We start from the raw sequence: 26,733 nt of genomic DNA, 5'->3' as shown, positions 1-26,733 counted from the left end.
TTGGCCAGAAACGCTCGCACGTCGGTGGAGATGATTGAGAAGTTTTATGCCAGCACCTTGTCGGCAGAGATGAACATCGCCTTGCTACTGGGCAAAAGATCTAAGTGATTTCCCCAAGGCGGCTAGTCTCTAGAATGCAATTTTGCACTTCCTTTAACCTCAACTGGAGCTTCACATGAAAAAGCAGTTCATCACCTTGGCCGTGGCCACCTTGTTGGCTGGCACCGCCTTTGCGCAAGCCAATGACACCATCGCCAAAGTTAGAGCCTCGGGCAGCGTCACCATGGGTGTGCGCGACTCTTCGGGCGCCTTGTCTTACACCTTGGGTGACGGCAAATATGTGGGCTACCACGTTGAGATTTGCCAACGCATCATTGACAACCTTGAAAAAGCGGCTGGCAAAAAGCTAGAAGTCAAATACACCTCGGTCACGTCACAAAACCGCATTCCTTTGACAGAAAACGGCACCGTGGACATCGAGTGCGGCTCCACCACCAACAACGAAGCCCGCCAAAAGCAAGTGGCTTTTGCCTTCACCACGTTTGTGGAAGAAGTGCGCATTGCGGTGCGCGCCAATTCGGGCATCACCAACATCACTCAGCTCAACGGCAAGAACGTAGCCACCACCACGGGTACCACCTCGGTGCAACTGTTGCGCAAGAACGAACGCGCCACGGGCGTTGACTTCAAAGAAGTGTTTGGCAAAGACCACTCAGACAGCTTTTTGTTGCTCGAGTCGGGCCGCGCTGACGCGTTTGTGATGGACGGCCAAATTTTGGCGGGCAACATCGCCAACTCCAAAGCCCCAGGCGATTTCAAAATCGTGGGCGAAGTGTTGAACGTCGAGCCCATCGCCATCATGTTCCGCAAGGACGACCCAGCCTTCAAAAAATTGGCTGACGACACCATTGCTGCTTTGGCCAAGTCGGGCGACCTCGCCAAGATGTACGACAAGTGGTTTGTGCAAGGCATTCCACCCAAGAACATCAAATTGGGCTTGACCGCCAGCGACGCGACCAAGGGTGCTTGGGCGAACTTGAACGACAGGCCTGTTGAAGCTTACGCCAAGAAGTAATTTTTAAAAGCGCAACTAGATGGCACTCGAATGGCAGGTTTTTCTTGAAGACGATGGCGGCGGAAGAACCTACCTCGAGTGGATGTTTGAAGCCTGGGGCTGGACGCTTTCTGTAGCGGGCAGTGCCTGGGTGGTGGCGATGGTGTCTGGGTGCTTCATTGGCATTTTGCGCACCTTGCCCCAAGACACGCGTTTGAATGTGGGCTTGGCCCGATTTGCCTCAGGGTGGGTGGAGCTGTTTCGCAACATCCCCTTGCTGGTTCAAATTTTTCTCTGGTACTTTGTGTTGCCCAAGGTCTTTCCGGCCATGCAACAGGTGTCGGGGTTTGTGTTGGTGGTGTTGAGCTTGGGCTTTTTCACCTCGGCACGCATTGCAGAAATGCTGCGTGCGGGTATTCAAGCCATGCCACGCGGTCAGCGCTATGCCGCCATGGCCGTGGGTTTTACCACGTGGCAAAGCTACCGCTATGTGCTGTTGCCCATTGCGTTTCGTACCATTTGGCCGCCGCTCACCAGCGAGTCGATGAACTTGTTGAAGAACTCTTCGGTGGCCTTTGCCGTGTCGATTGCCGAACTCACCATGTACGCCATGCAAGTGCAAGAAGAAACCTCGCGCGGCATTGAGGTGTACTTGGCCGTGACGGGGTTGTACGCTTTGTCAGCCTTTACGGTGAACCGAGTGATGGCTTTTTTCGAGCGTCGCCTGCAAATTCCAGGCATGGTGGTGGCTGGCAATGTAGGCGGGGGGCACTGAGCATGGGTGCACTCGATTTTTCGTTTGTCGACTGGGACATCTTTAGCAAATTTGTGCTGAAGGGCATGCTGTTTAGCTTTGAGCTAACCATCGTGGCCACCATCGGCGGCATTGTGTTGGGCACTGTCTTGGCGCTCATGCGCTTGTCGGGCAACAAACTGTTGTCCACGCCCGCGGTGATTTATGTGAACGGCATGCGCTCCATCCCATTGGTGATGGTGATTTTGTGGTTCTTTTTGTTGATCCCGTTTTTGATTGGCCGCTCTCTTGGCGCCGAGCTGTCAGCCACCATTACCTTTGTGGCTTTTGAAGCGGCGTATTTCAGCGAAATCATGCGTGCGGGCATTCAGTCCGTTTCGCGTGGTCAGGTCATGGCGGGTCAGGCCTTGGGCATGAGCTACGCGCAGAACATGCGGCTCATTGTGTTGCCACAAGCGTTTCGCAACATGATTCCGGTGTTGCTGACGCAAACCATCATCTTGTTTCAAGACACCTCGCTGGTCTATGCCATTGGCGCTTACGACATGCTGAAGGGTTTTGTGACGGCGGGCAAAATTTATGGGCGTGTGGAAGAGGTGTATATCTTGGCCGCCTTGGCGTATTTTGTGATTTGTTTTGGCCTCTCGGCCCTCGTGCGTCGCTTGCAAGCGCGCATTGCCATCATTCGCTGAGCGCATTGGAGTTGCTGTGATTGAATTAAAAAATGTGTCCAAGTGGTATGGCCCTGTGCAGGTGCTGAACAACTGCTCCACCGTCATCCAAAAGGGCGAAGTGGTGGTGGTATGTGGCCCCTCGGGTTCGGGCAAATCCACCCTCATTAAAACCATCAACGCCTTGGAGCCTTTTCAAGAAGGCGAAATTTATGTGGAAGGCGTGTCTGTGCACGGCAAAGACACCGACCTGCCCAAACTGCGCAGCCGCGTGGGCATGGTGTTTCAAAGCTTCGAGCTGTTTCCGCATTTATCGGTGACCCAAAACCTGACCATCGCCCAGCAAAAAGTGCTGGGCCGCAGCGAAGAAGAAGCCCACGCACACGGTTTGAAATACCTCGAACGCGTGGGCCTGATGGCACACAAAGACAAGTTTCCAGGCCAGCTCTCAGGCGGCCAGCAGCAACGCGTGGCCATTGCCCGCGCCCTGAGCATGGACCCCATCGTGATGTTGTTTGACGAGCCCACCTCAGCCCTCGACCCCGAAATGGTGGGCGAGGTGTTGGACGTAATGGTGGACTTGGCGAACGAAGGCATGACCATGATGTGCGTGACCCACGAAATGGGCTTTGCCCGCAAAGTAGGCAGCCGCGTGATCTTTATGGATGTGGGGGGCAAGATTCTGGAAGACTGCTCTAAAGACGAGTTTTTCAATCACCCAGAAAACCGTCAGCCTCGCACCAAAGAGTTCTTGAACAAGATCTTGGCGCATTGATCCTAATTGGGGTCAGAACCTAATTAATTCTCCGGCTAGGGTTGCGCAGCTTGGGTACGGCGGCTGACTCATGCTGTATTACAGAAATCGCCAGCCGCCGCACCCAAGCCGCGCAACTGTGGGTTAACCAACTGTCCGAACTCAACTTTTGTAAGCCGCAGTCTGTGGGTGTAGGCAGTGGGCAGGTGACGATTTCTGGTACCCCAGCATGAGGAACCTGCCCACGCCCTCTGCCCACAGCGAGCCCAGAAACTAAATGACTTTCGTCGACAATCAAGGCATGACGCAAGAAATCACCATCACAAAACCCGACGACTGGCACTTGCACGTGCGCGATGGCGCAGCACTCAACACCGTGGTACCCCACACCGCCGCCGAGTTCGGCCGCGCCATCATCATGCCCAACCTTAGGCCCCCCGTCACCACGGCTGCACAGGCAATGGCCTACAAACAACGCATCTTGGCCGCCGTGCCTAAAAATGCCGAGGGTGGCGTGACCTTCGAGCCCTTGATGACGCTCTACCTCACCGACAACCTGCCCGCCGATGAAATCGCCCGCGCCAAAGACGCAGGCGTGGTGGCCGCCAAGCTCTACCCTGCAGGCGCCACCACCAACAGCGATGCAGGCGTGACCGACTTGCGCAAGACCTACAAAACACTCGAAGCCATGCAAAAAGCGGGCATGTTGCTGTTGGTGCACGGCGAAGTCACCAGCGCTGATATAGACCTGTTTGACCGCGAGGCCGTGTTCATCGACACCCAGCTCATTCCGTTGCGCAAAGACTTCCCCGAACTCAAAATCGTGTTTGAGCACATCACCACCGCGGACGCCGCGCAGTACGTGGCCGAAAGCAACACTTACACCGCAGCCACCATCACCGCACACCATTTGCTGTACAACCGAAACGCCATTTTTACTGGCGGTATTCGCCCGCATTTCTACTGCTTGCCCGTGTTGAAGCGCGAGACTCACCGTCTGGCTTTGGTCAAAGCGGCAACCAGCGGCTCGGCCAAATTCTTTTTGGGCACAGACAGCGCCCCCCATCCAGCGCATCTGAAAGAGCACGCCACCGGTTGCGCCGGTTGCTACACCGCGCACGCGGCCATGCCCATGTACGCCGAAGCGTTTGATAACGAGGGTGCGCTTGACCAACTCGAAGGCTTTGCCAGCTTCTACGGCGCAGACTTTTATGGCTTGCCGCGCAACGTCGGCACGCTCACCCTGCGCAAAGAAAGCTGGACACCCCCCGAGAGCTTTGCATTGGGCGAAGCCGACTTGAAGCCCCTGCGCTCTGGCGAGACACTGCCTTGGCGCGTGGTTTAAGTCAGCAAGCGGAAGGCTTTGCAGGCGCTGTCTTAGCCGACATCGATTGGTCGCAGCCGTGGTTCGCGCCGTGGCGCGAACTTGGCGAGCCGACTGCACAACAAGCACTGCAACAACAAAGCGTCGCCGAAGCTCTAAACCAATACACACACACAGCCAAGCGCGAGGCCAGCGCAGTGAAGTTCGTCCCCCAATCAGCCTTGCCAGAAAACCAAGCCTACGAAGACTTCATTTTCAAAACAGCCCAAGTCCCCACACGAGATGGTCTGCACGACTTCTTCAACGGCCTGTGTTGGCAACGCTTTCCACAGGCCAAACGCCGCCTGAACCAACTGCAAGCCGCAGAGATTGAAACCCAAGGTATTCGCCCCACACGCGGCCCCGTGCGCGACGCGCTGACGCTGTTTGATGAAAACGTGGTGCTCATGCACGCACCCGACGAGGTGTGGGCTGCGCTGCAAGCACGCGATTGGGTCACGCTGTTTGTGGGCATGCGCGAGCAATGGCAGCAGGTGCATTTGGTGTTGTTTGGCCACGCTCTGCTTGAAAAACTTGTCACGCCCTACAAGTCCATCACGGGTCACGTGTACCGCGTGGATAGTCATGTCAATGCTCACGACGAGGCTGCGCTAGACGACTGGCTGGTGCAAGACCTTCAGCCCACCAAACTTACCACCAAACCCTACGAGCCGCTGCCCGTGTTGGGCGTGCCAGGCTGGTGGCCAGCCAATGCCGAGCGGACTTATTACGAAGACGCACAGGTGTTTCGCCCTAAGCGCGAAGTGGTTCTCAAGTGCCACAACTGACCGTGGCTTTGCCTAGTTTTCGTGTGGTTTTTTGGTGCGATGGCATTGAATTACAAGTGTTCGCCCCTACCATCCTTGTTCGCGGAATTTTGTATTCCCCGCGCAAAGGAAAATCATGAAACGCATTCTTCTGTTCGTCCTCACCAACCTCGCCGTGATGGTGGTGCTGGGCGTCGTCGCCAGTTTGCTGGGCGTCAATCGCTTTCTCACTTCCAACGGTTTAGACCTCACGGCTTTGTTGGGCTTTTCGCTCATCATGGGTTTTGGTGGCGCCTTCATTTCGCTTTTGATCAGCAAGCCCATGGCCAAGTGGAGCACGGGTGCGCGGTTGATTAACCAGCCCGCTAACGCGGACGAAGCCTGGATCGTTAGCACCGTGCAGCGCCTGTCAGAGCGGGCGGGCATTGCCATGCCGGAAGTGGCGATTTACGACGGCGAGCCCAACGCATTTGCCACGGGCGCATTCAAAAATTCCGCCTTGGTGGCGGTGTCTACCGGTCTACTGCAAGGCATGACTCGTGAAGAAATTGAAGCCGTATTGGGCCATGAAATTGCCCACGTAGCCAATGGCGACATGGTCACGCTGGCACTTATTCAAGGCGTGCTCAACACCTTTGTGGTGTTCTTGAGCCGTGTGGTGGGCTACTTTGTGGACAGCATGCTGCGCAGCAAGGACGATGAATCCACTGGGCCTGGTATGGGCTACTACATCACCAGCATCGTCATGGATATCTTGTTGGGCTTTGTTGCCAGCATGGTGGTGGCGTGGTTCAGCCGTCAGCGCGAGTTCCGCGCTGACGAAGGTGCTGCACAACTGATGGGCAACAAGCAGCCCATGATCAATGCCTTGGCCCGCTTGAACAGCATGCAAGCTGGTGAGCTGCCCACCAGCGTGGCCGCGATGGGCATTACCGGTGGTTTGGGCAAATGGTTTGCCTCGCACCCACCGTTGGAAGAGCGCATTGCGGCTTTGCAAAATGCAAGAGGCTGAGTTTTTTCTTTGAGCCATTCGCCCTCTCCTTGGACGGTCGCCCCTGCGCAAGCGGTGGCGACCGTTGCCATTCAGCCTGCTGCTGAACTGACGCGTGCACAAAAGCGTTTCAACGCCTTGTTGGCTCGCGTGTCGCAGCTGTCGATGTCGATTGAAATATTGGAGGCCCTGTCGGTCAAACACCGCAGCAGCCATCTGAGTCAGATGTCGGCCTTGCAGCAACAAGAAGATGCGGCGTGCAAAAGCTTGCTCTTGTTTTTGGATGAGCGCGTGCGCCACGACGAGCTCACGGCGAAGCAAAGGCGCAGCGCCACGCAAATTGTTTTGGCGCTGTGCGAGTCGTTGGCACACAAGCAGGACGCGCAAGTGCAAGTTGTGTTCAACCATCACCACAGCGAAGAAGACGCCCAAGCTTTGGTGGAAGAAGCCCGTGCGGGCGCTGAGCACGCCAAATCGGTGATGGAAGATTTGCTCGGTAAACCCCTCGAAGGCGCAGACGATTTACACACAGCAGAGGCCGTGTTTGAAGCTGGCATAAGGCAACACCGTGTCGAGCAGCAACGTCTAGAAGACAAGCGCCAAGCGAAGAAGACCAAGAAAAAACCAGCGGCACGACAACTAAAAGATGAGCAGCAAAAGATGGATGCCAACACCGCGCTGCGCACCATATATCGGCAACTCGCCAGCGCCTTGCACCCCGACCGCGAACCCGATGAAGCCGAGCGCTTGCGCAAAACCGCGCTGATGAGCGAAGTCAATGCAGCCTATGACCGTAAAAATTTGTCCGAGTTGCTGAAGCTGCAATTGCAACTGGCACAAATCGACAGCGCCAGTTTGAGCCGCATGGCGGACGACAAACTCAACGCTATGTGTCTGCTGCTGGATGAGCAAGTGGAGGCGCTAGAAGAAGACGAAGCACAAGCCCAGTTTGAAATTCGTCACTATCTAGGTGTGAATGAGTTAGACCACATCAGCGCCGAAAGCTTGGCGCGCGCACTGGCGATTCAGTTGCGCGACAAAGAGCAATACGTGAGCACACTAGAGTACGACCTGCGTCGTATTCAAAACGAAGCTGAGCTGAAACGTTGGCTTAAAGAGCAATCGCAGATGGCCAAAAAGGCACGAGCAGAACTGACGGATTTGGATCGCCTGCTTTACCGCTAACGCCGTGTCCCCATCAGGCAGCGCGCCACTGCTTCCCCCACCTTGATGCCATCCACTCCCGCCGACAAAATGCCGCCCGCATAGCCTGCGCCCTCGCCTGCGGGGTATAGGCCAAAGAGCGTGGGGCTTTGCAAGGTGTCGTCGTCGCGGGCAATGCGTAGGGGCGATGAGGTGCGTGTTTCTACACCCGTCATCACCGCGTCGTGCATGTCAAAGCCTTTGATTTTTTGGCCAAACACGGGCAGCGCTTCGCGCATGGCGGCGATGGCGTAGCTGGGCAAGGCGCTGTTGAGGCTCACCATCTTTACACCTGGTTTGTACGAGGGCTCCACACTGCCCAACTCAGTAGACGCACGGTCGGCTACAAAGTCGCCCACCAGTTGCGCAGGCGCTTCGTAGGTGCTGCCGCCCAAGGTGTAGGCGTGGGCTTCGAGTTGGCGTTGCAACACCAAGCCTGCTAGCGGGTGGTAGCCGCCCGGGGCGTCGTGTGTGGAGTGACGCACGGCGTTGCCTAGCTCTTGACCTAGCTCAGATTCAAAGGCAGCGGGGTCGGTGGGGTAGTCGCTGGGGTCAATGCCCACCACAATGCCTGCGTTGGCGTTGCGCTCGGCGCGTGAGTATTGGCTCATGCCGTTGGTCACCACGCGGCCGGCTTCGCTGGTGGCAGCCACCACCGTGCCGCCGGGGCACATGCAAAAGCTATACACGGCGCGGCCGTTTTCGGCGTGGTGCACCAGCTTGTAGTCGGCTGCGCCCAGCAGAGGGTGGCCGGCGTGCTGGCCCCAACGTGCGCGGTCAATCACGCCTTGCGGGTGCTCAATGCGCACACCCACCGAGAATGGTTTGGCTTCCATCGCCACGGCATGACGGTGCAGCATGGTGAAGGTGTCGCGTGCGCTGTGGCCGAGCGCGATCACCACATGGCGGGCGGGCAGGGTATAGGTTTCGTCGGTGGCGTGGTTGTGAATGCGCAGGGCTTGAATGGTTCGGGAAGATGATGCGTTGAGGGCATTGGAAGCGTTGCTCGTGGTGTCTTCATAGTCGATATCCACTACACGTTGTTCAAACCGCACTTCACCACCCAAGCGGATGATTTCTTCGCGCAAACCTTCCACCACTTTCACCAGCTTGAAGGTGCCGATGTGCGGGTGCGCAGCAAACAAAATTTCTTCGGGTGCACCAAAGCGCACAAACTCTTGCATGACCTTGCGTCCCAAGTGACGCGGGTCTTTGATTTGGCTGTAGAGCTTGCCATCTGAAAACGTGCCTGCACCGCCTTCACCAAATTGCACGTTACTTTCCACATTCAAAATCTTTTTGCGCCACAGGCCCCAGGTGTCTTTGGTGCGCTGGCGCATGGGGGTGCCGCGCTCAATCACGATGGGCTTGAAGCCCATTTGCGCCAACACCAGCGCCGCAAAAATGCCGCATGGTCCAAAACCCACCACCACGGGGCGCTCGCCTGCTCCTGTTGCCGATGAAGATCCCCAGTCGCTCGGCGCGTGTGCAGGCGCGTGCCACGACATGTCGGGCGTGGGTTGGATGTGTGAGTTCTTTTCGTACTGGGTCAGCAGCGCGGCTTCTTGCGTTACATCTACCAACGTGATGTCCACGATGTAGACCACCAATAGGTTTTGCTTGCGGGCGTCAAAGCTGCGCTTGAACACATGCAGCGTGGCAATGTCGTTCGGCGTCACACCCAAGGCCTCAGCCGCTAAAACGAGCAGTGCGTCAACAGGGTGAGGTGCAAGCTGTCGATCTGCCTCGGTTTCGGCGGGAGCATCGGCGGCGCGAAGTGCTTCGACGGGAAGGGCCGATAGCGGCAGTTTGAGTTCTGAGAGTCGAATCACAAGCGAGTGGCCCGTGGTGATCGGGCAAGTTATGTCGAGGGGCCTGATTATCCGTCGATAATCCGAGTGTGAAGCTCGCTAGGCCGTCGCTGGTGCAATCTGGGAAACCAGGCACTGGAGGAACGTCCGGACTGCATAGGACAGCGTAAGAGGTAACACCTCTCCACCGTGAGGTGAGGATTAGAGCAACAGAGACGAGCCGCTTAAGTGCGGGTGAAACGGGCAATCTCTACGCGCAGCAATACCAAGTAGGCCAACGCTGAGGCGGTCCGCCGAGTTGGCGGGTAGGTAGCACCGAGCCGAGTGGGCGACCCTCGGCCCAGATTAATGACGGTCACGCGTGGGGCAACCCGCGTGCACAGAATCCGGCGTATCGGCGAGCTTCACACTTTTATTTTCTTTGAGACTTTTTCGCTTGGCTTTAGCCAACGGGCGGCTCATTCTGAAAGATTGCAATGTCACGCACCACGTCTGACGAGCGTTTCGAAAAACCTGTTGTGCAAGAAACGGCATCGGCCAAGTCGATGGTGTTTTCAGACATCGACATCCAAAGTCGCATGAGCGTGGCGCGACCCGATGAGCTGCAGTTTGAATACACGCGTTTGATGATGGGCGTGTTGATGTTTCAGCCGCAACCCAAACGCATGTTGATGGTGGGTTTGGGCGGCGGTTCACTGGCCAAGTTTTGTTACAAGTATTTGCCCGACGCGCTGATCACGGTGGTGGAGATCAATCCGCACGTCATTGCATTGCGCCAAAGCTTTTGTATTCCCGATGACGATGCGCGCTTTCAAGTGGTGCAGATGGATGCGGCGCATTTCATGGCGCAGACCGAACAAACATTTGACATGGTGTTTGTCGATGGCTTTGACCAACACGGCATGCCCGAGCAACTGTGCTCCATCCAGTTTTATTCCGACTGCCGACGCGTGTTGAACAAGGGCGGTTTGACGGTTGCCAACTTGCACCGCTTTAACGCTTATCGCGATGTGTATGTGGACCGCATCGAGGCTGCATTTGACGGTGCACTGTGGGTGGCCAACGCGCCTGGCACCACCAACTGCGTGGCGTTTGCCATGCATGGGTATTCAAAAGACACTAAATTCAGCTACAGCAAACACAGGCCTGCGCACATGAGGGATGAAGCATGGGCGCAAATTTCGCCCAGTGTGGCCCGGGTGTTTTTGGCCACGCAAGAAAAGCAGAACGGTTAATGTGCCACCAAGTCGATGACGCGCTGCGGGTGAGAGACAGAAGTGCCCATAAATCCTTTTTCGGAAAAGTACGTCACCATGAACTGTCTAAATTCTTCAGGGCCAACTGAACGTAGATTGAACTCTCCGTTGAAGCCCCGCGCGTCTTGGTTGAACTCCACCGCCGCCAGCTGGCGCGATGTGAGGTGCGCCAAACTACAGAGCCAGTGAAAGCTGCGCGCCGGAATGCGTGTGCCAGTGGCCACCGCCACGATGACATCTTCACCCTGCCATTGCAGTTGGTCTGTCATCACGATCACGCCCGACAAGTCGGGCCGCATGGTCTGTGGCAACAGCGAGCCTTCTTGTCGCCAAGCGCAGTGAAAACTTTGGCAAGGGTCTTTGGGTCGGTCATCGTAAATGCCGCAGCCTTGGCCTGTGCAGTGCGTGCAAGCTGCGCCTAAATGAGCTTTTGCAACAGGGCTTTTGATGTCAAGCCAACCTTCGCAACACGCAGTGCAAGGCTGACAGTTTCTTCGGTTGATGGCTGGCATCTACCAACGATAAACAACGTATTGTTTTGCTTCTGTGACGTCTACGTCATTCGCCTAGGTGATGACTCAGATGTCATCCAACGGTGAGGCTGCGAATACGCTCTACATGGGCCAATAGTGAACGCATGGCCACGGGCCAAAGCCGCGGCGGCACATCGTCATAAGCTTGGCTGACCCAGTCGTCCATGCTGCCTTCTGGGTGTTGTTGCATCACCTTCAAAATTTTGGCTTCGCGTTCTCGCACTTCGGGAAAAAGTTAAGTTGATTTGCCCATCGTTTGTTGAATTCCCTGCCGGATGATAAGGCTGAGTTGTCGAATTGCTTGGAGGTCGGCATTTTCGCTTCGCGATGCCAACACCAGCGTGCGCGTGCGTATTGGGGTTAAAGGAACCGCATTTAAAAGGCCGACTTGAATGTCTTTTTGATAGGTGCTTTGGGGAACGATGGAAAGGGCGTTGCCGGTTATAAGCAGGCCACGTATGGTTTCTATAGAGTCCACTTCGGCAACTACGTTCAAGCGATTGAATTGACCAGTGTCGCCTGAAGCCAAGGCTCGCATGCCCGGAGTGGTGACCAAGGGTAATTGGACAACATCATCCCAACTGATGCTGTCTTGTTTAGTAAGCCTAGTTGAGTGGCCCACCAAGCACAAGGGCTCTGACATGAGGGGCTGTAAACTCAATTGGTACGAACCCACGGGGTTGGTTAGCACTGCCAGATCTAAAGTTCCCGTCAACAATTGCTCGTGCAAATTCACGCTGCGAGCTTCCACTACGCGTAGAGAAATTTCTGGCAATTCTCTTAGGCATTGCCTCACGATAGTGGGCATCAGTACATGCCCCAGCGTTGTAGTAGAGCCCAGCGCGATGATGCCGCGCGGTTGACTTCCATGGGCAGTTATTTCATGTCGTGCTCGTTCGAGTTCGTCCACGATGCGCCGGCAGTGCACTAAAAACTCGCGGCCTACGGCAGTCATCTGTACGCCGCGGGGTAAGCGGCTGAACAAGGTTACACCCAACTCTTTTTCGAGGGTGTTGATGTGGCGTGTCAATGCTGGCTGCACGATACCTAGTTGTTCGGCGGCCCTAGTGATATTGCCGGTTTCTGCGACGGCTATAAAAAACTTGATGCTTTTAATTTCCACTTAAGGTCCTTTCATTATTGGCACGAACATAAAAGCCATCATTAACTTTGATGTCTCAATCCCTGAAAAAGTATTGGTGACTATCCTGACAAATGCCTACATTTGCCCTTAAAACAAAGAAAGTTTTAACAACAAACAAGGAGACAAACATGAAACGAATTACTCGATCTTTATCTTCTTTGGTATTGGCGATCTGCTGCAATTTGGTTTTTGGATTAAGTGTTGCTCAGGCGCAAGCCTATCCCAACCGGCCTGTAACGGTGGTGATTCCTTTTTCAGCGGGAGGCACCGGGGATATTTTGACGCGCGCCATTGCGCCCTCGCTCTCCACAGCTTTTGGCCAGACTTTGGTTATAGAAAACAAAGCAGGGGCCAACGGTGCGATTGGTGAAGAGTTCGTCGCTAGGTCCAAGCCCGATGGCTACACAATCATGATCACGTCAACATCGATTGCTACAAACCCGTCGATGATGAATATGAATTACGACCCGCGCAAGATGTTTATACCCGTGATGCTGGTCACCTCAGTGCCTTTAGTCCTTGCGGTCAATCCCCAGGTTAAGGCACAGTCGGCGCGTGACTTTGTTGACTTGGCGCGGCGCGAAAGTGGCAAGTTGAACTATTCGTCTTGGGGAAATGGAAGCATTGGTCACTTTGCAGGCGAGAACCTGCAGATCACAACGCAGACCAAATTGAACCATATTCCCTACAAATCAACAGCCCAGGCACTCAATGACACCTTGGCTGGTCAAGTCGATGCCATGTTCCCTACGCTACCTTTAGCTTTGCAGCACATAAAAGCTGGCAAGCTTAGGGCTTTAGGTCTGACCTCTGCCATCCGTTCGCCTTTGGCACCCGATATTCCGACCATGAGCGAAGCTGGAATTCCCGGTAACGAAATTGAGACTTGGTTTGGCGTATTTGTGCCAACTGGAACAGAGCCCGCTGTGGTATCTCGCATTTACCGTACTTTTCAAAGCGTGCTAACACAGCCAGATCTGAAAGTTAGGCTAGAAGGTCAGGGTTTTCGGGTCATTGCGAGTACAGGCGAGGAGCTAGGCAAATATTTGTCTTCTGAGATGGATCTTTACGCTCGCCTGGTTAAGCAGGCCAATATCAAGTCTGATTGATTTCTTTATGACCCAAGACAGTAGACAAATTAACGGAAGCGACACGCCGGAGCAGGTCACGACTAAAACATCGGTCGCCAGAAGCTGGTTAGATGCGCCTGAGTTGTCGACCCGTAAACCAGACTACATCCTGCGTGTGAGTTCGCATATTCCCCAAGCCTCGCCTGCTGTGCAAGACGTTTTTATTCCTGCGTTTCGGCGCCTGAATGAAATGAGCGGCGGTGCAATTGGCGTACATGCGGTGTGGGGTGGAGCCTTGCATTCGGAACGCGAGGGTATTGAAGCGCTACTGAACAACTGTACCGATTTGTGTCCTGTTTATTCTGCGTGGGATGCGCGTATGTTCCCTGCTGCGCAAGCTCTTAGTCTGCCTTTTATGTTCAGTAGTGCTGAGGCTGCTACACATGTCTCTGAGCTCTTATATCGGCAGTACTTTAGCCAAGACTTTGAGGCTCAGGGAATTCTCATGGGCAGGATTGTTGCGACAGGCGAATACAACTTATTTAGCCGATCGCCTATAGCTTGTTTAGAAGATTTGCAGGGACTGCGGGTAGCCTGCAGTGAAGGCCTAGAAGCACGCATATTTCAGGCCCTTGGCGCTGAAGCCATTGGGTGCAGCACACCTGAAGCAAAAAAACGCTTTGCGACGGCAGATGTACAAGCAGTTTCAATTTCGGACAGCGCTGCCTTCACAGTAGGGCTTTATCACGATGCCGCTTTCAGAACCCAAGCAAACCTGGTTAGTGTTAATTTGGAGTATGGCTTATCTCCCCATTTTTTCGGAGGTTTGCCTGAGTCTTTGCGGCCGCTGCTGAATCGCTGGTTGCGTGGACTAGCACAAGCGGGGGCCCAACTGTTTTATGGTCTTGCTGGAGCTCATGCGCGCATGGCTTTTTCCCAAGCAGGTATTCAGTCTTTGAGTTTGGATGCTCAAGAAAGTTCTCGGTGGGCCAATCAAGTGGCGCCAGTCGAAACTGAATTGCGTAATGAACTTGCCAGCGCCGGTTATCCCGTTGACGCAATGTTGCGCGATGTGCGCCAAGCTGCAGCCGAGACTGCCTCGTTGACTAGCGACGAATTGATGACCATGGCCCTAACACAGCCGTTTCTGAATTTGCTGCCGCCGCCTCTCGATTCTTTGTCGGCACAGCAATTCAACTGACTACTATTTATGCAACTCCTTGAACATCCCCCAGTAGGCACTGTCGGCGTTGTTGGTCTAGGACTTATGGGACGAGCCTTTGTTCAGCGATTGCTTGAAGCGGGCATAAAGGTTCATGGACTGGATGTGAGGCTTCCTACGGATTTACCGTCTAACTTGGTCGTCGCGAGCTCTTTAGCGTCAATAGCCGAGCAATGCGATGTGCTGATCTTGGCTGTTTTTGACACCGATCAAGTGCAAGAGGTACTGCTGGGTGCTGATGGGTTGCTTGCCTTGACAACTGCGCGGCCGTGTGTGTTGTGCACAAGTACTTGTGATCCTGATCGAATCACCGTCATTGCTCAGCGGTGCGAAGCGTCGGGCTTGCCGTTTTTAGAGCTTCCCTTTTCAGGCACTAGCTTGCAGGTGGCGCGGGGTGAAGGCGTTGGGTTGATTGGTGGCGACGCCTCCCTCGCCGCGCGTTTTCTGCATGTGCTCGACGCCCTTTGTCCCAACCGGCAGCATGTAGGAAGATGCGGTGACGCTAATCGCACCAAGCTGGCGGTCAATTTGGTGCTGGGGCTGCATCGTGCAGCGCTGGCCGAGGGCTTGGTGTTTGGTCGGCGTTTAGGGCTAGATCCAGCCGCACTTCTCATAATCCTTCAAAACTCAGCTGCCGCCTCCAGCGTCATGAAAGTCAAAGGCGCCATGATGGTTGAGCGGCGCTACGAATCACCTCAAAGTCGTGTCGATCAGAGCTTAAAGGATTTCGGCCTCATCCAACGGCTTAGTCGTCAGAAGGGGCAAGACTTACCCATGGCTTCTCTTTATATAAAGTTGCTTGAGTCATGCGTGAACCTGGGTCAAGCGCATCTGGATAACGCCATCATTCAAGAAGCTATCGCCAGGTGCGAAGCCTAAGCTTAGGGAACTGCCATGCAACATGCTTGCCCAACTCAGATTAGCGGTACAGGACCCATATGCATTACCCGTGCTGAGGCGTTTGGCTTGAGCCTACCACTTGCCAAGCCCGTTCTCATGTCCGGCTTGAGGCTTGATCGGTCGCAATCGCTTGTTATCAGATTGGAGTCTGAATCCGGGTTCGTAGGCTGGGGCGAGGTGAATGCAGCACCAAGTCATGGAGGCGATTCTTTGGTAGAAATGTATGAAGCATGGAACACTATCTTAAAGTCCAGCTTAAAGGGTAGTGATGCTCTGGGCCTTGGGGCTTTGTCCCAAGCCTTGGCAGCTCAACTTTCTATTGGTTGCAGCGCCACTACCGCTGTTGACATGGCTTTGCATGATTTGGTTGGCCAGCACTTGGGGGTGCCAGCGCATGTTTTACTGGGCGGTAAAAGGCGCAGCGAAGTAGCAGCCCTGTGGCTCATTGGTACGGGTTCCCGCGACACGGACCTTGCTGAAGCGGAGCGGCTTTTCACAGCGGGTTTTCGCTTCTTTAAGCTTAAGGTGGGTGTGCATGCTGTGGAAGAGGAAATTGAGCTGGCCTTGACGCTGCGTGGACGTCTTGGGCCTGAGTTGCGCTTATGCGCAGACGCCAACATGGGAATGACGGCTGAGCAAGCGATTCGCTACGCGAAAGGGGTAGCCCCCTCTTGTCTGGAATTTTTTGAGCAACCGCTCCATAAGGATGACTTATTGGGGCTAAAGCAACTGCTTGCGGCTGATTTGATTCCTGTAGGTCTTGATGAATCCCTTACTTCATTAGATGCATTGCTTAGCCATGCAGCCCTTGGTACGCAAGGGGGGTCACTTAAAACACTGAAGCTTGGCGGTATGAGTGGAGTAGCCTCTATAGCTCAGGTTTGTGCAGCGCATAGGCAGCACATTAACCTGGCGGGAAAAATCGCCGAGACCGGTATTGCGTCGGCGGCGCTGATTCATCTTGCGGGGGTTGTACCCAATATTGATTGGGGTGTCAGCCCGAGTCACTCATATTTGGTCGAAGACATCGTGCGCGAAACCATGAAGCCCTCGCGCGGGGTGTATCAGGTGCCATCTGGCCCAGGCTTGGGTGTTGCGGTGGACGAATCCCTTCTAGAGCGCTATCGAATTACTTAAAAGGAAACAACACTAATGATTAAGGCCGGATTAATTGGTTTTGGTTGGTGGGGTCAAAACATCGCCCGCGCTATTCAAGGCAAAAGCCAGCATCTGCAATTTAGCTTGGCTGTGAGTAAAGAAACCGAGTGCACAGCCCTAGTGGCTGAGGCTTTAGGCATGCGTCTGACCAGTCAATTTGAGGAGGTGCTTGCCGACCCCTCTATTCAAGCTGTGGTTCTTGCCACGCCACATTCATTGCATGCAGATCAAATCGTGGCTGCCGCCAAAGCAGGCAAACATGTCTTTTGTGAAAAACCCTTGGCGCTGACGCACGCTGACGCCAAACGTGCCATTAACGAATGCCAATCTCATGGCTTGGTGCTGGCGGTGGGCCAAAACAAGCGCTTTTGGCCCAGCATGGTTAAGCTGCGCGAGCTTGTGACCAGCGGCGTATTGGGCCATTTGATGCATATCGAGGGTCATTACAGCAACGAGCATTCCAGCAAGTTCTTTTCCGACTGGCGTGATTCTCCACATGAATCCCCTGCTGGGGGACTGACTGGCACAGGCATCCATTTGGTCGACGCTTTTGTAGGACTGGCAGGGCCAGCCGCTTCGGTACTTGCGCGCGTCCATAGTGTTCGATCCGGGTCAGATCCGCGCGATGCCACATCGGTACTGATTGAATTTAAAAATGGCATCCATGCTTACTTTGCCATGGTGCGCGCTACACCTATTTACTGGCGAGTGCACGTCTTTGGTGACAAAGCGTCGGTGGAAGCCTTGGGCGAAAGCGAAGTGGTGATTCGTCATCAAGGAGGCCGAATAGAAAAGCACATCTTGCCTCCAGTCGACTCGCTTCTTGACGAGCTTGATGCATTTGCTCGCGCTATTCCTCGGCCAGGTTACATCCCCATCCCTTATCCCATCACTGCCCATGAAATGAGTCATGGGATCGGGCTTTTTGAAGCCATTGTTCAGTCAATTAATAGTCAGCAACCAGTAGGAGTTTCATCATGATGCTTAATTTTCCTTTTGTATCAGCCCGGTTCTTTAGGGCTTTGATGGCAGTTACCGCTCTGGTGCTGCCTGCGACGGGTCTCGTTCATGCTCAAGACGCGGGCTTTCCGGCGGGACCCATCACCTTGGTGGTACCCAATCCGCCAGGCGGTGCGTCGGACATCAACGCGCGCATTTTGGCCGAGCCATGGGCAACGGCACTTAAGCAACCGGTAGTTGTGGTCAACCGTCCTGGCGTGGGGGGGGCCATTGGTGCAGCACAAGTCACAAAGTCTAAGCCCGACGGATACACCATCTTGATGGCGTTGTCCTCGGTAGTTGTTGCACCAGAAGCAGAAAAAGTATCAGGCCGAAAGCCTCTGTACGAAGTCGAGCAATTAGAGCCCTTGGCCTTAATCTCCAGCGACCCAATGGTCATGCTAGTGCGCGCCGATTCTCCTTGGCGCACGCTAGGCGATCTGGTTAAAGCGGCGCGTGACAAGCCTGGAGCGATTAATTTTTCATCCTCGGGCAACTTTGGACCTATCCATTTGTCAGTTGAAATGTTGGCCTATCAAGCGGGTATTAAATTCACCCAAGTGCCTTTTAATGGAGGTGGCCCTTCTTTGCTGGCTTTGCTAGGCGGCCAAGTGGAAATGACAACGGCTGCGCCAGCAGTGGCGCTCGCTCAAATTCAGTCGGGGAAAGTGCGCCCATTGGCTATTTCAGGCAACAAGCGGATACCCATGTTGCCCGATGTGCCCACTTACCGAGAAGCAGGATTTGATGCTGAATACTACATATGGGCTGGCCTTTATGCGCCGGCTGGCACCCCTAAGCCGGTGATATCCGCATTGCGACAGACCTTGCAGCAGGCCGTAAATTCACCTTCTTTCATTGCTGGTATGCAAAAACAATCCATTATTTTTGACTACCGCGACGCACCTGAATTTGCCCGTTTTGCCGATGAAGATCGGGCTCGCATGACCCGCGTTGTCCGTGCGATCGGCAAGATCGACTGACCCTCATTGACCGCCCCCTTGCATTTACAGCTCTTACAACTAAGGAAAAATTGATGACCGATCCTAAAAAATTCAAAGATATCTTATTTGAGGTGAAAGACCAAGTAGCTTTGATCACCATCAACCGTCCCCGCGTACTCAATGCTTTTCGTGAGCAAACGCTAGACGAAATGATTTATGCCGTGCAATCCACGCGTGAAGATCCCTCTATTGCATGTATCGTTTTTAGCGGTGCAGGAGATAAGGCTTTTTCGGCGGGAGGTGATTTTTATGCGATGAAACGCCTGAATTTTACGAACGCAGCAATGTGGAACGATCGCATGCAAGGACTTGCTATGGCGATTCGCGGGGTGTCAATTCCTGTCATTGCCAAGGTCAACGGATGGTGCATGGGTGGAGGTCATGAACTCGCGTTGTGGTGTGATCTTGTTATTGCGTCAGATGACTCTGTCTTGGGCCAAAGTGGTGCCAAGGTAGGCGCCTGTCCGACAGTAGGAGCCACTCAGTACTTGCCACGCATCATTGGTGAGCGCTTAGCCCGCGAGATGATATTTTTAGCCCGTCGGTTCACCGCAGCTGAGGCAGTGGACATAGGGTTAATCAACAAATGTGTACCGAAAAAAGACTTGGATGCGGAAACATTGGCTTGGTGCGAAAACATCAAGTCAAACAGTTCACAAACGATTCGTATGACTAAAAAGAGCCTGAATTACGAGTCAGATCAGATGTACGCGTCCTGGCAGCATGGAATGGAACTGTTGGCCCACGTTTGGGGATCAGAGGAATGCTTAGAGGGTATGAACGCGTTTCTTGAGGGTCGTAAGCCCGACTTCCAAAAATTCCGTATCAAGAACAAAGCCGAGCTGGCAAACTACCTTGATGGCTTAAAGAAACATTTGAACGCGCCGCCAGATATGCGCGATTTCCCTAAAGAGTAAGCCATGAATACTAATGCAGGCGCACTAGCGGGTATTCGTGTTCTTGACTTGAGCCGGGTACTAGCCGGTCCTTGGTGCGGCATGCTTTTGGGGGATATGGGTGCTGATGTGATCAAGGTCGAAGCTCCTAGCGGGGGAGACGATACACGGACTTGGGGGCCTCCCTTTATCGGCGATCAATCAGCTTATTATTTAGGATGTAATCGTAACAAGCGTGGCATTTCAATCGATTTTTCTAGCGACAAAGGTAAGCTTTTGCTCCAGAAACTGGTGCAAAGATCTGACGTTGTAATTGACAATTTCAAGGCTGAAACTATGGCTCGTTGGGGCCTCGACGATGATTGGTATCAGATTCATGCACCTGAAGTAGTTCGCTGTTCAATTACTGGCTATGGGACATTTGGCCCCAAAGCAGAGTTGCCCGGCTATGACTTTGTTTTACAGGCCGAGTCGGGTTTGATGAGCATCACGGGTGTTGCTGATGGTGTGCCAGTCAAACATGGCATAGCTATGGTGGATATAGCCACTGGCATGATGGCTGCAAACGCGATTCAGGCAGGTCTCATAGCTCGTTTTAGGACTGGTCTAGGTCAACGGGTCGAGGTTTGTCTTCATGACACAGCTCTCGCCATGCTGGTCAATGTTGGTAACAGCCACCTGGCCACAGGCAAAGACGCCATCCGTTATGGGAATGGCCATCCAACTATCGTGCCTTACACCACCTTCGCAACAGCTGACGGACTCATTGCCATTGCTGTTGGTAATGACTCACAGTTTGCTAAATTTTCCGATCTTTTGGGGAGGGTCGATTGGATTGACGACGTTCGCTTTTCCAGTAACCCAGCGCGGATCGCACATAGAGCTCTAATCGAAACGATGATCGCAGAGGAAATTCTGCACTGGCATTGCGACGAACTTATCCTTGCCTTGCGCAGCAAGGGAGTTCCTTCAGGTCGCGTGAACACGGTGTCTCAGGCCTTAGCTGATGAGCATGCTTTAGTGCGTGGAATGGTGGCTCAAGTAACCAGGGCTGGCTTGGAATTTAAAACGCTTGGTATTCCATTGCAGTTGTTTGGAACGCCATCTTCCATTCGGCTAGCGCCGCCTAGCTTGGGGCAACATACGCGCGAAGTACTTCAGGATGATTTAAAACTTACTGACAGCGAGATTGCTGACCTCTACTCGCTCGGCGTAGTTGCTGGTTAGATGCATTATGGTGAATTTAAGGCGAGTCGATCAAATCTATGAGAGGTCCCCGTGCTGCAAACATTAAGCCATGTTTCCATCGTTGTGCCTGACTTAGAGCTAGCTCTGAGCCGCCTCAAGTCAGTGTATGGCCTTCATGCTGGACAGCGACAGGTCAATGAAGCACAAGGTGTTGCTCTAGTTTATGTTGCCTTGACTAATGTGAAGCTGGAGCTCATGCAACCGCTGCACAGTGAAGGACCTCTCGCTCGTTTTTTAGAGAAAAATCCTAGGGGTGGGCTACATCATATTTCATTCAATGTCGAATCACTTGACACCCTTTTGCAAACACTAATGCCCGCCGGAGTTCAGCCCGTGGGTGCTCTTGGTGCGGTTAACGTGCATGGTGACCCCATCGCGTTTTTGCACCCTAAAGACTTTCTGGGCGTGCTAGTTGAAGTGGAACAGCGCAACAAGTAAGGCGCTGCATCAGTAAATTTGGAGGCTCTCTTTTGATCAGCTCGATGAGCGCAGAGAAGGCTGCTGTGAAGCACTCATTTGTACGTCTACGTCATTCGCCTAGGTGATGACTCAGATGTCATCCAACGGTGAGGCTGCGAATACGCTCTACATGGGCCAATAGTGAACGCATGGCCACGGGCCAAAGCCGCGGCGGCACATCGTCATAAGCTTGGCTGACCCAGTCGTCCATGCTGCCTTCTGGGTGTTGTTGCATCACCTTCAAAATTTTGGCTTCGCGTTTGAGGCGGTGTGCTTTGAGGTGGCTGATGCATGCACGCGCATCGTGCGGCTCGCCCCACGCGTTGCCCAGCACATAGCCGTGCGCAGGAAAGATGAAGTTGATGCGGTCTTGTTCGCAGGCCGACAAAAGTGTGTCGAGCGATTTCAAATAGTCGTTCATGTTGCCATCGGGTGGGTCGATAACAGTGGTGCTGCCGTTGAGCACATGGTCCCCGCTGAACAGCAAACCGTCTTCTTCGAGTACCAAGCACAGGTGGTTGGCCGCGTGGCCGGGTGTGTGCACCACGCGCAAGGTGTGCATGACGCCGCCCATGAGGCCATTGCCTTGCAGCACCAACCGTTCGCCGTCGCTCAGTTCGCGATCGGGTGTGAACGCACTGTGTGCACGCGCCGTGGCAAGCGAGGCCAGGCCAAGAATGGGGGGCTTGTGCCCGTGTTGTGCGCATAGGGCTTGCAACGGCGCAGCGCCCGGTGAGTGGTCGGGGTGCGAATGGGTGCAAATGATGAGGCGAATATTGCCGCCTGCGGCACGCCACAAACGGTCTAGGTGTTCTGTGTCTGCAGGGCCAGGGTCGATGGCGGCGTAGCCCGTGTCGGGATCGCCCACCAAATAGCTGTTGGTGCCGGGTCCCGTCATCACACCGGGGTTGGGGGCGGTGAGGCGTTGCACGTTTTTCAGCAGCAGCACGGGTTGATCGGTCACCCAATCGAGGTGGTGCAACATTTGCCCATCAGGGCAGGTGAGAGCCAGCTCGCCAAAGGGCGCTTCATGCGCCATGTAGCGAGCTTCTTTGCCGCCCAGCCAGCCCGCGCGATGCACCAAGGCAGAGGCGGGCTTGTTGGGCGTGTGTATGAGTTGGGAAGAACGGGGCATCGGCATATTATGAAGAGGCTGTCCGTGCCTAGTGTTTACCCTTGCGTACAAGCCGCATGGTTTTTTTGTAAGCTAAGAATCACAATTTGGCCAAGACAAATTTACTGGAGTGACCTGTATGCAACGACGCACATTCAAAACCGCGCTGGGCTTTGCCCTGACTTTGGCCGCTCTCAGCGTGCCCCAACTGGCCGTCGCGCAAGCGTGGCCTACCAAGCAGCCCATTAAATTGGTAGCGGTGTTCCCGCCTGGCGGCTCGGTGGACCAAGTGGCCCGCATCATTGCGCAGCCTTTGTCTCAGCAGTTAGGGCAGAGTGTGGTTGTGGAAAACCGCGGTGGCGCATCTGGCGCAATTGGCACAGCGGCAGTGGCGCAATCTGCCCCCGATGGCTACACCTTTGCTGTGGTGTTTGATACGCACGGCGTCAACCCCGCGCTTAACCCCAACTTGCCTTACGACACCCAAAAAGACCTGACACCGTTGGTGTTGGTGGGCACATCGCCCATGGTGTTGGCCACGCATGTCAACTCTGAATACAAAACTTTCAAAGACGTGGTGGACGCCGCCAAGGCCAAGAAAAACGTGAGCTTTGGCACCATCGGCAACGGCAGTTTGGGCCACCTGGCCATGGCCTTGATGGGTAAAGATGCCAACTTGGAATGGACACACGTGCCCTATAAAGGTGGCGGCCCCTTAATGAGCGATGCCATTTCGGGTCATGTGCCTTTGTCGATTGCTTCGGTCTTTGTGACCAAGCCCCATATTGACAGCGGCCGTATGCGCCCACTCGCGGTGACGACCAGCAAACGCGCGGCTGATTTGCCCAACGTGCCCACGGTTTCAGAAAACGGCTACCCCGGTTTTGAAGCGCCGGCTTGGTGGGCTTTTTTGGCGCCCGCTAAAACACCCCCTGAGATCGTCAAACGCATGAACGAAGAGCTCAATAAAATTTTGAAGAACCCTGAAATTGCCAAGAAACTGGATTCGCAAGGCATTGACATCATGGGCGGTTCTCCCGCGCAAGCAAGCGCCTTTATCGACAAGCAGATGATCATTTGGGCCAAGGTGGTGAAAGACAACGGCATCAAGGCGGATTGAAGCGCGTGAAGGTTTTGTGAACTTTGATTTATTTTTTGACTCGGCCTATTTGCCCTACGCCGCCCTAGGCGCACTGCTGGTAGGTCTGTCAAAAGGGGGCTTGCCGTCAACGGGAACGTTGGCGGTTCCCATCTTGTCCCTGGTCATGTCGCCCATCAAGGCGGCAACCTTGTTGTTACCCATATTTGTGATTTCAGATGCTGTGGGCGTTTGGTTGTATCGAAAAGATTTCAGCCCTTGGAATTTGAAGGTGTTGATACCCGCCGGCGTGTTTGGTGTGTTTGTGGGTTGGCTCACGGCATCGATGATTTCAGAGCAAATGGTGACCCTGTTGATTGGCGTCATCGGCGTGGCGTTTTGTCTCAACACGTGGCTGCGTAAAAAGCCGCAGGGATTGCCCACGCCTTCCACCTTGTTGCCGGGTTTGTTTTGGGGCAGTTTGTCGGGATTCACCAGCTTTATTTCACATGCAGGTGCGCCGCCCTACCAGGTGTATGTGTTGCCTCAGCAATTGTCAAAGACGGTATTTGCTGGCACGGCTACCTTGGTGTTTGCAGCCATTAATTTAGCCAAAGTGTTGCCTTATCAAAATTTGCGGCCCTACCAAATGGCTGACTTGATGGACGCCTTGGTGTTGATTCCATTTGCCATTGGCGGCACTTTTTTAGGCGCGGTGTTAACCAAAAAAATTCCGGATGTTTTGTTTTTCCGATTGGTTCAGATCGGTCTTTTTGCAATTTCACTCAAGCTCATTTGGAGTGCGCGCGATGTGATTCATTTTTGAGAATGTGCAGTTATGACAATTCAGCAAGATCAATTTCAAGCCTTCATGCCCTACCCCCACAGCCCCGTTGCACATGCTACACAGGGCGTTTTAAAGGGCTTGACTTTCGGGGTCAAAGATCTGTTTGATGTGGCGGGTTATCCCACCAGCGCAGGCCAACCGCACATGCTGGCTTTGTCTGGTGTCAAGCAAAGCACGGCACCTTTTGTTCAGCGCTTTTTAGACGCGGGTGCGCAATGCGTGGGTAAAACAGTGACGGATGAATTGGCCTTTTCGCTCAATGGCCAAAACGCACACTTTGGCGCCCCGCTCAATGGCGCTGATCCTCAGCGTTTGAGTGGGGGCTCTTCTTCGGGCTCGGCTTCAGCCGTGGCCAATAAGTTGTGCGATTTTGCTTTGGGCTCAGACACGGGGGGCTCCATTCGGGCACCAGCGAGCCACAACGGTTTGTTTGGCTTACGCCCCACGCATGGTCGTTTCGATATGTCGGGAAGTCATGCATTAGCGCCCAGCCTAGATGCGCCGGGATGGTTTGCGCGTGATGTGGCTGTGTTTACACGCGTCTCTGAACTGGTGTTGTCTGAACCCAGCAAGACCCAATCTGTGCGTTTGATCTTGGGCCAAGAATTTTGGTCGCTGTTGACCCCGGATGTACAAGCCGCCCTCAAGCCTGCACTGGATGCACTAGAAAGTGCGTTGGGAAAGATAGAAATTGCGAATGTCTTGAACACGTCTTTTGATGAACTGACCATGGCGTTTCGTCATACGCAGGGTTGGGAAGCATGGCAGGTGAATGGCGAATTTATTCGTCGCTATCAACCCATGCTTGGCCCTGGTGTGGCGCAACGTTTTGAGTGGTCGAGCCAAGTCACGCGGCAGCAATATGACCAAGCACAAGTGATGCGAGAGAAGATCAAGCTTCATCTGACACATGCACTAGGAACGGACGGCATTTTGGTCTTGCCCACCATGCCAGACTGTGCACCGCTGGTGCATCAGCCTGAATCAGATTTAGAAACTTACCGAGCCGCAAGCTTGAAATTACTCAGTTTGGCCGGCGTCTGCGGCTTTCCACAAATCAGCCTTCCGCTGGCGCATCACCAGGGCGCACCGCTTGGCATTTCATTGCTCGGCTTGCCAAACAGCGATGCACGTTTGGTTGGATTGGCCCAGCAAGTCGCACAGGTGGCAGGGCTGCCTTCACAGTCTCGTTAATATTTAAGTCATCTCATTCAGGAGTCATGCATGAAGCCTTTAATCAGCGCGCGAGCCCCTTATTCAGCCATTGTGGACCGCCCCAAGTTGCAGCTGCCTAACAACGGGCGCATGTGGGTTTGGTTGATTGTGAATGTGGAGCACTGGAGTATTGAACGAGCCATGCCTCGCACGGTGTTGAGCCCTCCCATGGGACAACCTCTGTTGCCAGATGTGCCCAATTGGGCCTGGCATGAGTACGGAATGCGTGTGGGTTTTTGGCGCCTTTATGACGCTCTCAATCAACGCGGCATTGTGCCCACGATGGCGACCAACGGCATTGTGTGTGAGTCCTATCCGCGCATTGTCGAATCTGCGCTGAAGAAAGATTGGGAAATCATGGGGCATGGTTTTGTGCAAGGCCCCATGCACAAGCTTGAAAACCAACAAGAGGCCATTCAAACCACGGTCGACACCATCAAACGCTTTTCTGGAAAAGCCCCCGTAGGCTGGGAGAGCCCTGGTTTGACTGAAGACGATCACACCCTTGACTGCCTGTCTCAGTCGGGCATTGAGTATGTGGCTGATTGGGTGCTAGATGACCAGCCCATCTGGTTGAATGCCCAACCTAAACCGGTGCTGTCTGTGCCCTATACCGTGGAGATCAATGACATCCCGATGATGTTGTTGCAGCAAAACCGTTCTGAAGAAATGCTGCTGCGCGGCATTGATCAGTTTGAGCGTCTTTGGCAAGAGAGCGAAACCATTCCGCGTGTCATGGCCATCAGCGTGCACCCCTATGTGACGGGTGTTGCGCACCGCATTGGGTATTTTGAAAAGTTGTTGGACCACATCCAGTCACGCGCGGGTGTAGTGATTCAAACAGGTGAAGAAATTTCAAATTGGTATCGCAAGCAAGTGCCTTACTAAACGTTGCACTTTGCCCTTCAATCCGCCATCAAAGCGTAGCCTCTCCGGCTTCGAGAATCACGTTCTCGACCACGCCCGCACCTGAGCGGCGGAAAGCCGCAGCAGCCACATACTCGGGCGATTCAAAACACGTGATGCCTGCTTCTAGGGATGGAAATTCAATCACGACAAAGCGCTTGAATGTTTCTGGCCCTTCCATGATTTGAAAGCGACCGCCCCGTGCCAAAACTTTGCCACCGTATTTTTTGATAATTCCAGGCACCTGATCGGTGTACTTTTTGTATTCCACTGGATCATGAATCAATGAGCGCGCAAGCCAATAAGCAGCCATTTT

General features: G+C 54.0%; 26 protein-coding genes, 1 other RNA gene and 2 pseudogenes. 23 read left to right on the top strand and 6 right to left on the bottom strand.

Features of this window, described 5'->3' with window-relative positions; translation table 11 throughout:
- Positions 1-175: 175 nt before the first annotated feature.
- From ABWP81_RS09170 to ABWP81_RS09135, 8 genes are all read left to right on the top strand, one after another.
- Positions 176-1,075, top strand: coding sequence for an amino acid ABC transporter substrate-binding protein (locus ABWP81_RS09170; RefSeq protein WP_353141267.1), 900 nt, complete (start codon positions 176-178; stop codon positions 1,073-1,075).
- Positions 1,076-1,094: 19 nt separating this feature from the next.
- The gene (locus ABWP81_RS09165; RefSeq protein WP_353141265.1) at positions 1,095-1,829 is read left to right on the top strand and encodes an amino acid ABC transporter permease; all 735 of its coding nucleotides are present in this window, start codon (positions 1,095-1,097) and stop codon (positions 1,827-1,829) included.
- 2 nt (positions 1,830-1,831) lie between these two features.
- Positions 1,832-2,500 (top strand): amino acid ABC transporter permease, encoded by a 669-nt coding sequence (locus ABWP81_RS09160; protein WP_353141263.1) that lies wholly within the window; start codon positions 1,832-1,834, stop codon positions 2,498-2,500.
- A 16-nt stretch (positions 2,501-2,516) separates the two neighbouring features.
- Positions 2,517-3,254, top strand: coding sequence for an amino acid ABC transporter ATP-binding protein (locus tag ABWP81_RS09155; RefSeq protein ID WP_353141261.1), 738 nt, complete (start codon positions 2,517-2,519; stop codon positions 3,252-3,254).
- 256 nt (positions 3,255-3,510) lie between these two features.
- Positions 3,511-4,578, top strand: a complete 1,068-nt coding sequence (pyrC, locus tag ABWP81_RS09150) for a dihydroorotase (RefSeq protein WP_353141259.1) — start codon at positions 3,511-3,513, stop codon at positions 4,576-4,578.
- On the top strand, positions 4,563-5,384 hold the full coding sequence (locus ABWP81_RS09145) for a DUF3025 domain-containing protein (RefSeq protein ID WP_353141257.1): 822 nt from the start codon (positions 4,563-4,565) through the stop codon (positions 5,382-5,384). The genes pyrC and ABWP81_RS09145 overlap by 16 nt, the downstream gene beginning before the upstream one ends.
- A gap of 115 nt (positions 5,385-5,499) precedes the next feature.
- Entirely contained in the window at positions 5,500-6,375 is an 876-nt protein-coding gene (htpX, locus tag ABWP81_RS09140; protein ID WP_353136441.1) for a protease HtpX, read from the top strand.
- A 9-nt stretch (positions 6,376-6,384) separates the two neighbouring features.
- Positions 6,385-7,539, top strand: a complete 1,155-nt coding sequence (locus ABWP81_RS09135) for a hypothetical protein (RefSeq protein WP_353141255.1) — start codon at positions 6,385-6,387, stop codon at positions 7,537-7,539.
- Here the strand turns inward: ABWP81_RS09135 and ABWP81_RS09130 are convergent.
- Positions 7,536-9,389, bottom strand: coding sequence for an NAD(P)/FAD-dependent oxidoreductase (locus ABWP81_RS09130; protein ID WP_353141254.1), 1,854 nt, complete (start codon positions 9,387-9,389; stop codon positions 7,536-7,538). The genes ABWP81_RS09135 and ABWP81_RS09130 overlap by 4 nt on opposite strands.
- A gap of 70 nt (positions 9,390-9,459) precedes the next feature.
- Between ABWP81_RS09130 and rnpB the strand changes: the two genes are divergently transcribed.
- Together rnpB and ABWP81_RS09120 are read left to right on the top strand one after the other, a co-directional pair.
- Positions 9,460-9,778, top strand: an RNA gene (rnpB, locus tag ABWP81_RS09125) — RNase P RNA component class A.
- A gap of 66 nt (positions 9,779-9,844) precedes the next feature.
- Positions 9,845-10,603: a fused MFS/spermidine synthase gene (locus tag ABWP81_RS09120; RefSeq protein ID WP_353141252.1), complete on the top strand. Its 759-nt coding sequence runs from the start codon at positions 9,845-9,847 to the stop codon at positions 10,601-10,603.
- Here ABWP81_RS09120 and ABWP81_RS09115 read toward each other — a convergent pair.
- The 3 genes and pseudogenes from ABWP81_RS09115 to ABWP81_RS09105 form a co-directional block, all read right to left on the bottom strand.
- Positions 10,600-11,136, bottom strand: a complete 537-nt coding sequence (locus ABWP81_RS09115) for a hypothetical protein (RefSeq protein ID WP_353141250.1) — start codon at positions 11,134-11,136, stop codon at positions 10,600-10,602. The two genes, ABWP81_RS09120 and ABWP81_RS09115, sit on opposite strands and share 4 nt — an antisense overlap.
- Before the next feature lie 73 nt (positions 11,137-11,209).
- Positions 11,210-11,371 (bottom strand): annotated as a pseudogene (locus ABWP81_RS09110) (hypothetical protein); the annotation flags it as partial.
- A 21-nt stretch (positions 11,372-11,392) separates the two neighbouring features.
- Complete coding sequence (locus ABWP81_RS09105) at positions 11,393-12,280, bottom strand: LysR family transcriptional regulator (protein ID WP_353141248.1); 888 nt, start codon at positions 12,278-12,280, stop codon at positions 11,393-11,395.
- A gap of 149 nt (positions 12,281-12,429) precedes the next feature.
- Between ABWP81_RS09105 and ABWP81_RS09100 the strand changes: the two genes are divergently transcribed.
- From ABWP81_RS09100 to ABWP81_RS09060, 9 genes are all read left to right on the top strand, one after another.
- Positions 12,430-13,410 (top strand): Bug family tripartite tricarboxylate transporter substrate binding protein, encoded by a 981-nt coding sequence (locus ABWP81_RS09100; RefSeq protein WP_353141246.1) that lies wholly within the window; start codon positions 12,430-12,432, stop codon positions 13,408-13,410.
- A 7-nt stretch (positions 13,411-13,417) separates the two neighbouring features.
- Complete coding sequence (gene dctP, locus ABWP81_RS09095) at positions 13,418-14,572, top strand: TRAP transporter substrate-binding protein DctP (protein ID WP_353141244.1); 1,155 nt, start codon at positions 13,418-13,420, stop codon at positions 14,570-14,572.
- Between the two features lie 9 nt (positions 14,573-14,581).
- Complete coding sequence (locus tag ABWP81_RS09090) at positions 14,582-15,472, top strand: NAD(P)-dependent oxidoreductase (RefSeq protein WP_353141242.1); 891 nt, start codon at positions 14,582-14,584, stop codon at positions 15,470-15,472.
- An 87-nt stretch (positions 15,473-15,559) separates the two neighbouring features.
- A complete protein-coding gene (locus tag ABWP81_RS09085; protein ID WP_353141240.1) occupies positions 15,560-16,630 on the top strand; it encodes a mandelate racemase/muconate lactonizing enzyme family protein in 1,071 nt (356 codons plus the stop codon).
- A 15-nt stretch (positions 16,631-16,645) separates the two neighbouring features.
- Positions 16,646-17,632, top strand: a complete 987-nt coding sequence (locus ABWP81_RS09080; protein ID WP_353141238.1) for a Gfo/Idh/MocA family protein — start codon at positions 16,646-16,648, stop codon at positions 17,630-17,632.
- Positions 17,629-18,633 (top strand): Bug family tripartite tricarboxylate transporter substrate binding protein, encoded by a 1,005-nt coding sequence (locus ABWP81_RS09075; RefSeq protein WP_353141236.1) that lies wholly within the window; start codon positions 17,629-17,631, stop codon positions 18,631-18,633. The genes ABWP81_RS09080 and ABWP81_RS09075 overlap by 4 nt, the downstream gene beginning before the upstream one ends.
- 53 nt (positions 18,634-18,686) lie before the next feature.
- Positions 18,687-19,571: an enoyl-CoA hydratase/isomerase family protein gene (locus ABWP81_RS09070; protein WP_353141234.1), complete on the top strand. Its 885-nt coding sequence runs from the start codon at positions 18,687-18,689 to the stop codon at positions 19,569-19,571.
- A gap of 3 nt (positions 19,572-19,574) precedes the next feature.
- On the top strand, positions 19,575-20,777 hold the full coding sequence (locus tag ABWP81_RS09065; RefSeq protein WP_353141232.1) for a CaiB/BaiF CoA transferase family protein: 1,203 nt from the start codon (positions 19,575-19,577) through the stop codon (positions 20,775-20,777).
- Positions 20,778-20,828: 51 nt separating this feature from the next.
- The gene (locus ABWP81_RS09060; protein ID WP_353141230.1) at positions 20,829-21,236 is read left to right on the top strand and encodes a VOC family protein; all 408 of its coding nucleotides are present in this window, start codon (positions 20,829-20,831) and stop codon (positions 21,234-21,236) included.
- 118 nt (positions 21,237-21,354) lie between these two features.
- Here the strand turns inward: ABWP81_RS09060 and ABWP81_RS09055 are convergent.
- Positions 21,355-22,332, bottom strand: a pseudogene (locus ABWP81_RS09055) (MBL fold metallo-hydrolase); the annotation flags it as partial.
- 178 nt (positions 22,333-22,510) lie between these two features.
- Here ABWP81_RS09055 and ABWP81_RS09050 point away from each other — a divergent pair.
- From ABWP81_RS09050 to ABWP81_RS09035, 4 genes are read left to right on the top strand one after another with little or no spacing between them, the layout of a single operon-like run.
- Positions 22,511-23,491, top strand: coding sequence for a tripartite tricarboxylate transporter substrate binding protein (locus tag ABWP81_RS09050; protein ID WP_353141228.1), 981 nt, complete (start codon positions 22,511-22,513; stop codon positions 23,489-23,491).
- 16 nt (positions 23,492-23,507) lie between these two features.
- Positions 23,508-24,275 (top strand): sulfite exporter TauE/SafE family protein, encoded by a 768-nt coding sequence (locus ABWP81_RS09045; protein WP_353136420.1) that lies wholly within the window; start codon positions 23,508-23,510, stop codon positions 24,273-24,275.
- 12 nt (positions 24,276-24,287) lie between these two features.
- Entirely contained in the window at positions 24,288-25,490 is a 1,203-nt protein-coding gene (locus ABWP81_RS09040; RefSeq protein ID WP_353141226.1) for an amidase, read from the top strand.
- Positions 25,491-25,520: 30 nt separating this feature from the next.
- The gene (locus ABWP81_RS09035; RefSeq protein ID WP_353136414.1) at positions 25,521-26,399 is read left to right on the top strand and encodes a polysaccharide deacetylase family protein; all 879 of its coding nucleotides are present in this window, start codon (positions 25,521-25,523) and stop codon (positions 26,397-26,399) included.
- 28 nt (positions 26,400-26,427) lie between these two features.
- Here the strand turns inward: ABWP81_RS09035 and ABWP81_RS09030 are convergent.
- The coding region (locus ABWP81_RS09030; protein WP_353141224.1) for a DUF1330 domain-containing protein at positions 26,428-26,733 on the bottom strand (306 nt) is incomplete at its 5' end.

Origin of the sequence: Limnohabitans sp., assembly GCF_040401135.1 — a bacterium.
In the GTDB taxonomy this organism is placed as follows: domain Bacteria; phylum Pseudomonadota; class Gammaproteobacteria; order Burkholderiales; family Burkholderiaceae_C; genus Limnohabitans.
Note: the sequence above shows the minus strand (reverse complement) of the source record. Positions and strands in the feature narration are given on the sequence as shown.

Coding starts and splice junctions, on each gene's coding strand:
- ABWP81_RS09075 (WP_353141236.1), top strand. CDS start 17,629: ATGATGCTTAATTTTCCTTTTGTATCAGCCCGGTTCTTTAGGGCTTTG.
- ABWP81_RS09120 (WP_353141252.1), top strand. CDS start 9,845: ATGTCACGCACCACGTCTGACGAGCGTTTCGAAAAACCTGTTGTGCAA.
- ABWP81_RS09040 (WP_353141226.1), top strand. CDS start 24,288: ATGACAATTCAGCAAGATCAATTTCAAGCCTTCATGCCCTACCCCCAC.
- ABWP81_RS09100 (WP_353141246.1), top strand. CDS start 12,430: ATGAAACGAATTACTCGATCTTTATCTTCTTTGGTATTGGCGATCTGC.
- ABWP81_RS09160 (WP_353141263.1), top strand. CDS start 1,832: ATGGGTGCACTCGATTTTTCGTTTGTCGACTGGGACATCTTTAGCAAA.
- ABWP81_RS09115 (WP_353141250.1), bottom strand. CDS start 11,136: ATGCCAGCCATCAACCGAAGAAACTGTCAGCCTTGCACTGCGTGTTGC.
- htpX (WP_353136441.1), top strand. CDS start 5,500: ATGAAACGCATTCTTCTGTTCGTCCTCACCAACCTCGCCGTGATGGTG.
- ABWP81_RS09170 (WP_353141267.1), top strand. CDS start 176: ATGAAAAAGCAGTTCATCACCTTGGCCGTGGCCACCTTGTTGGCTGGC.
- ABWP81_RS09035 (WP_353136414.1), top strand. CDS start 25,521: ATGAAGCCTTTAATCAGCGCGCGAGCCCCTTATTCAGCCATTGTGGAC.
- ABWP81_RS09080 (WP_353141238.1), top strand. CDS start 16,646: ATGATTAAGGCCGGATTAATTGGTTTTGGTTGGTGGGGTCAAAACATC.
- ABWP81_RS09165 (WP_353141265.1), top strand. CDS start 1,095: ATGGCACTCGAATGGCAGGTTTTTCTTGAAGACGATGGCGGCGGAAGA.
- ABWP81_RS09090 (WP_353141242.1), top strand. CDS start 14,582: ATGCAACTCCTTGAACATCCCCCAGTAGGCACTGTCGGCGTTGTTGGT.
- ABWP81_RS09065 (WP_353141232.1), top strand. CDS start 19,575: ATGAATACTAATGCAGGCGCACTAGCGGGTATTCGTGTTCTTGACTTG.
- ABWP81_RS09050 (WP_353141228.1), top strand. CDS start 22,511: ATGCAACGACGCACATTCAAAACCGCGCTGGGCTTTGCCCTGACTTTG.
- pyrC (WP_353141259.1), top strand. CDS start 3,511: ATGACTTTCGTCGACAATCAAGGCATGACGCAAGAAATCACCATCACA.
- ABWP81_RS09070 (WP_353141234.1), top strand. CDS start 18,687: ATGACCGATCCTAAAAAATTCAAAGATATCTTATTTGAGGTGAAAGAC.
- dctP (WP_353141244.1), top strand. CDS start 13,418: ATGACCCAAGACAGTAGACAAATTAACGGAAGCGACACGCCGGAGCAG.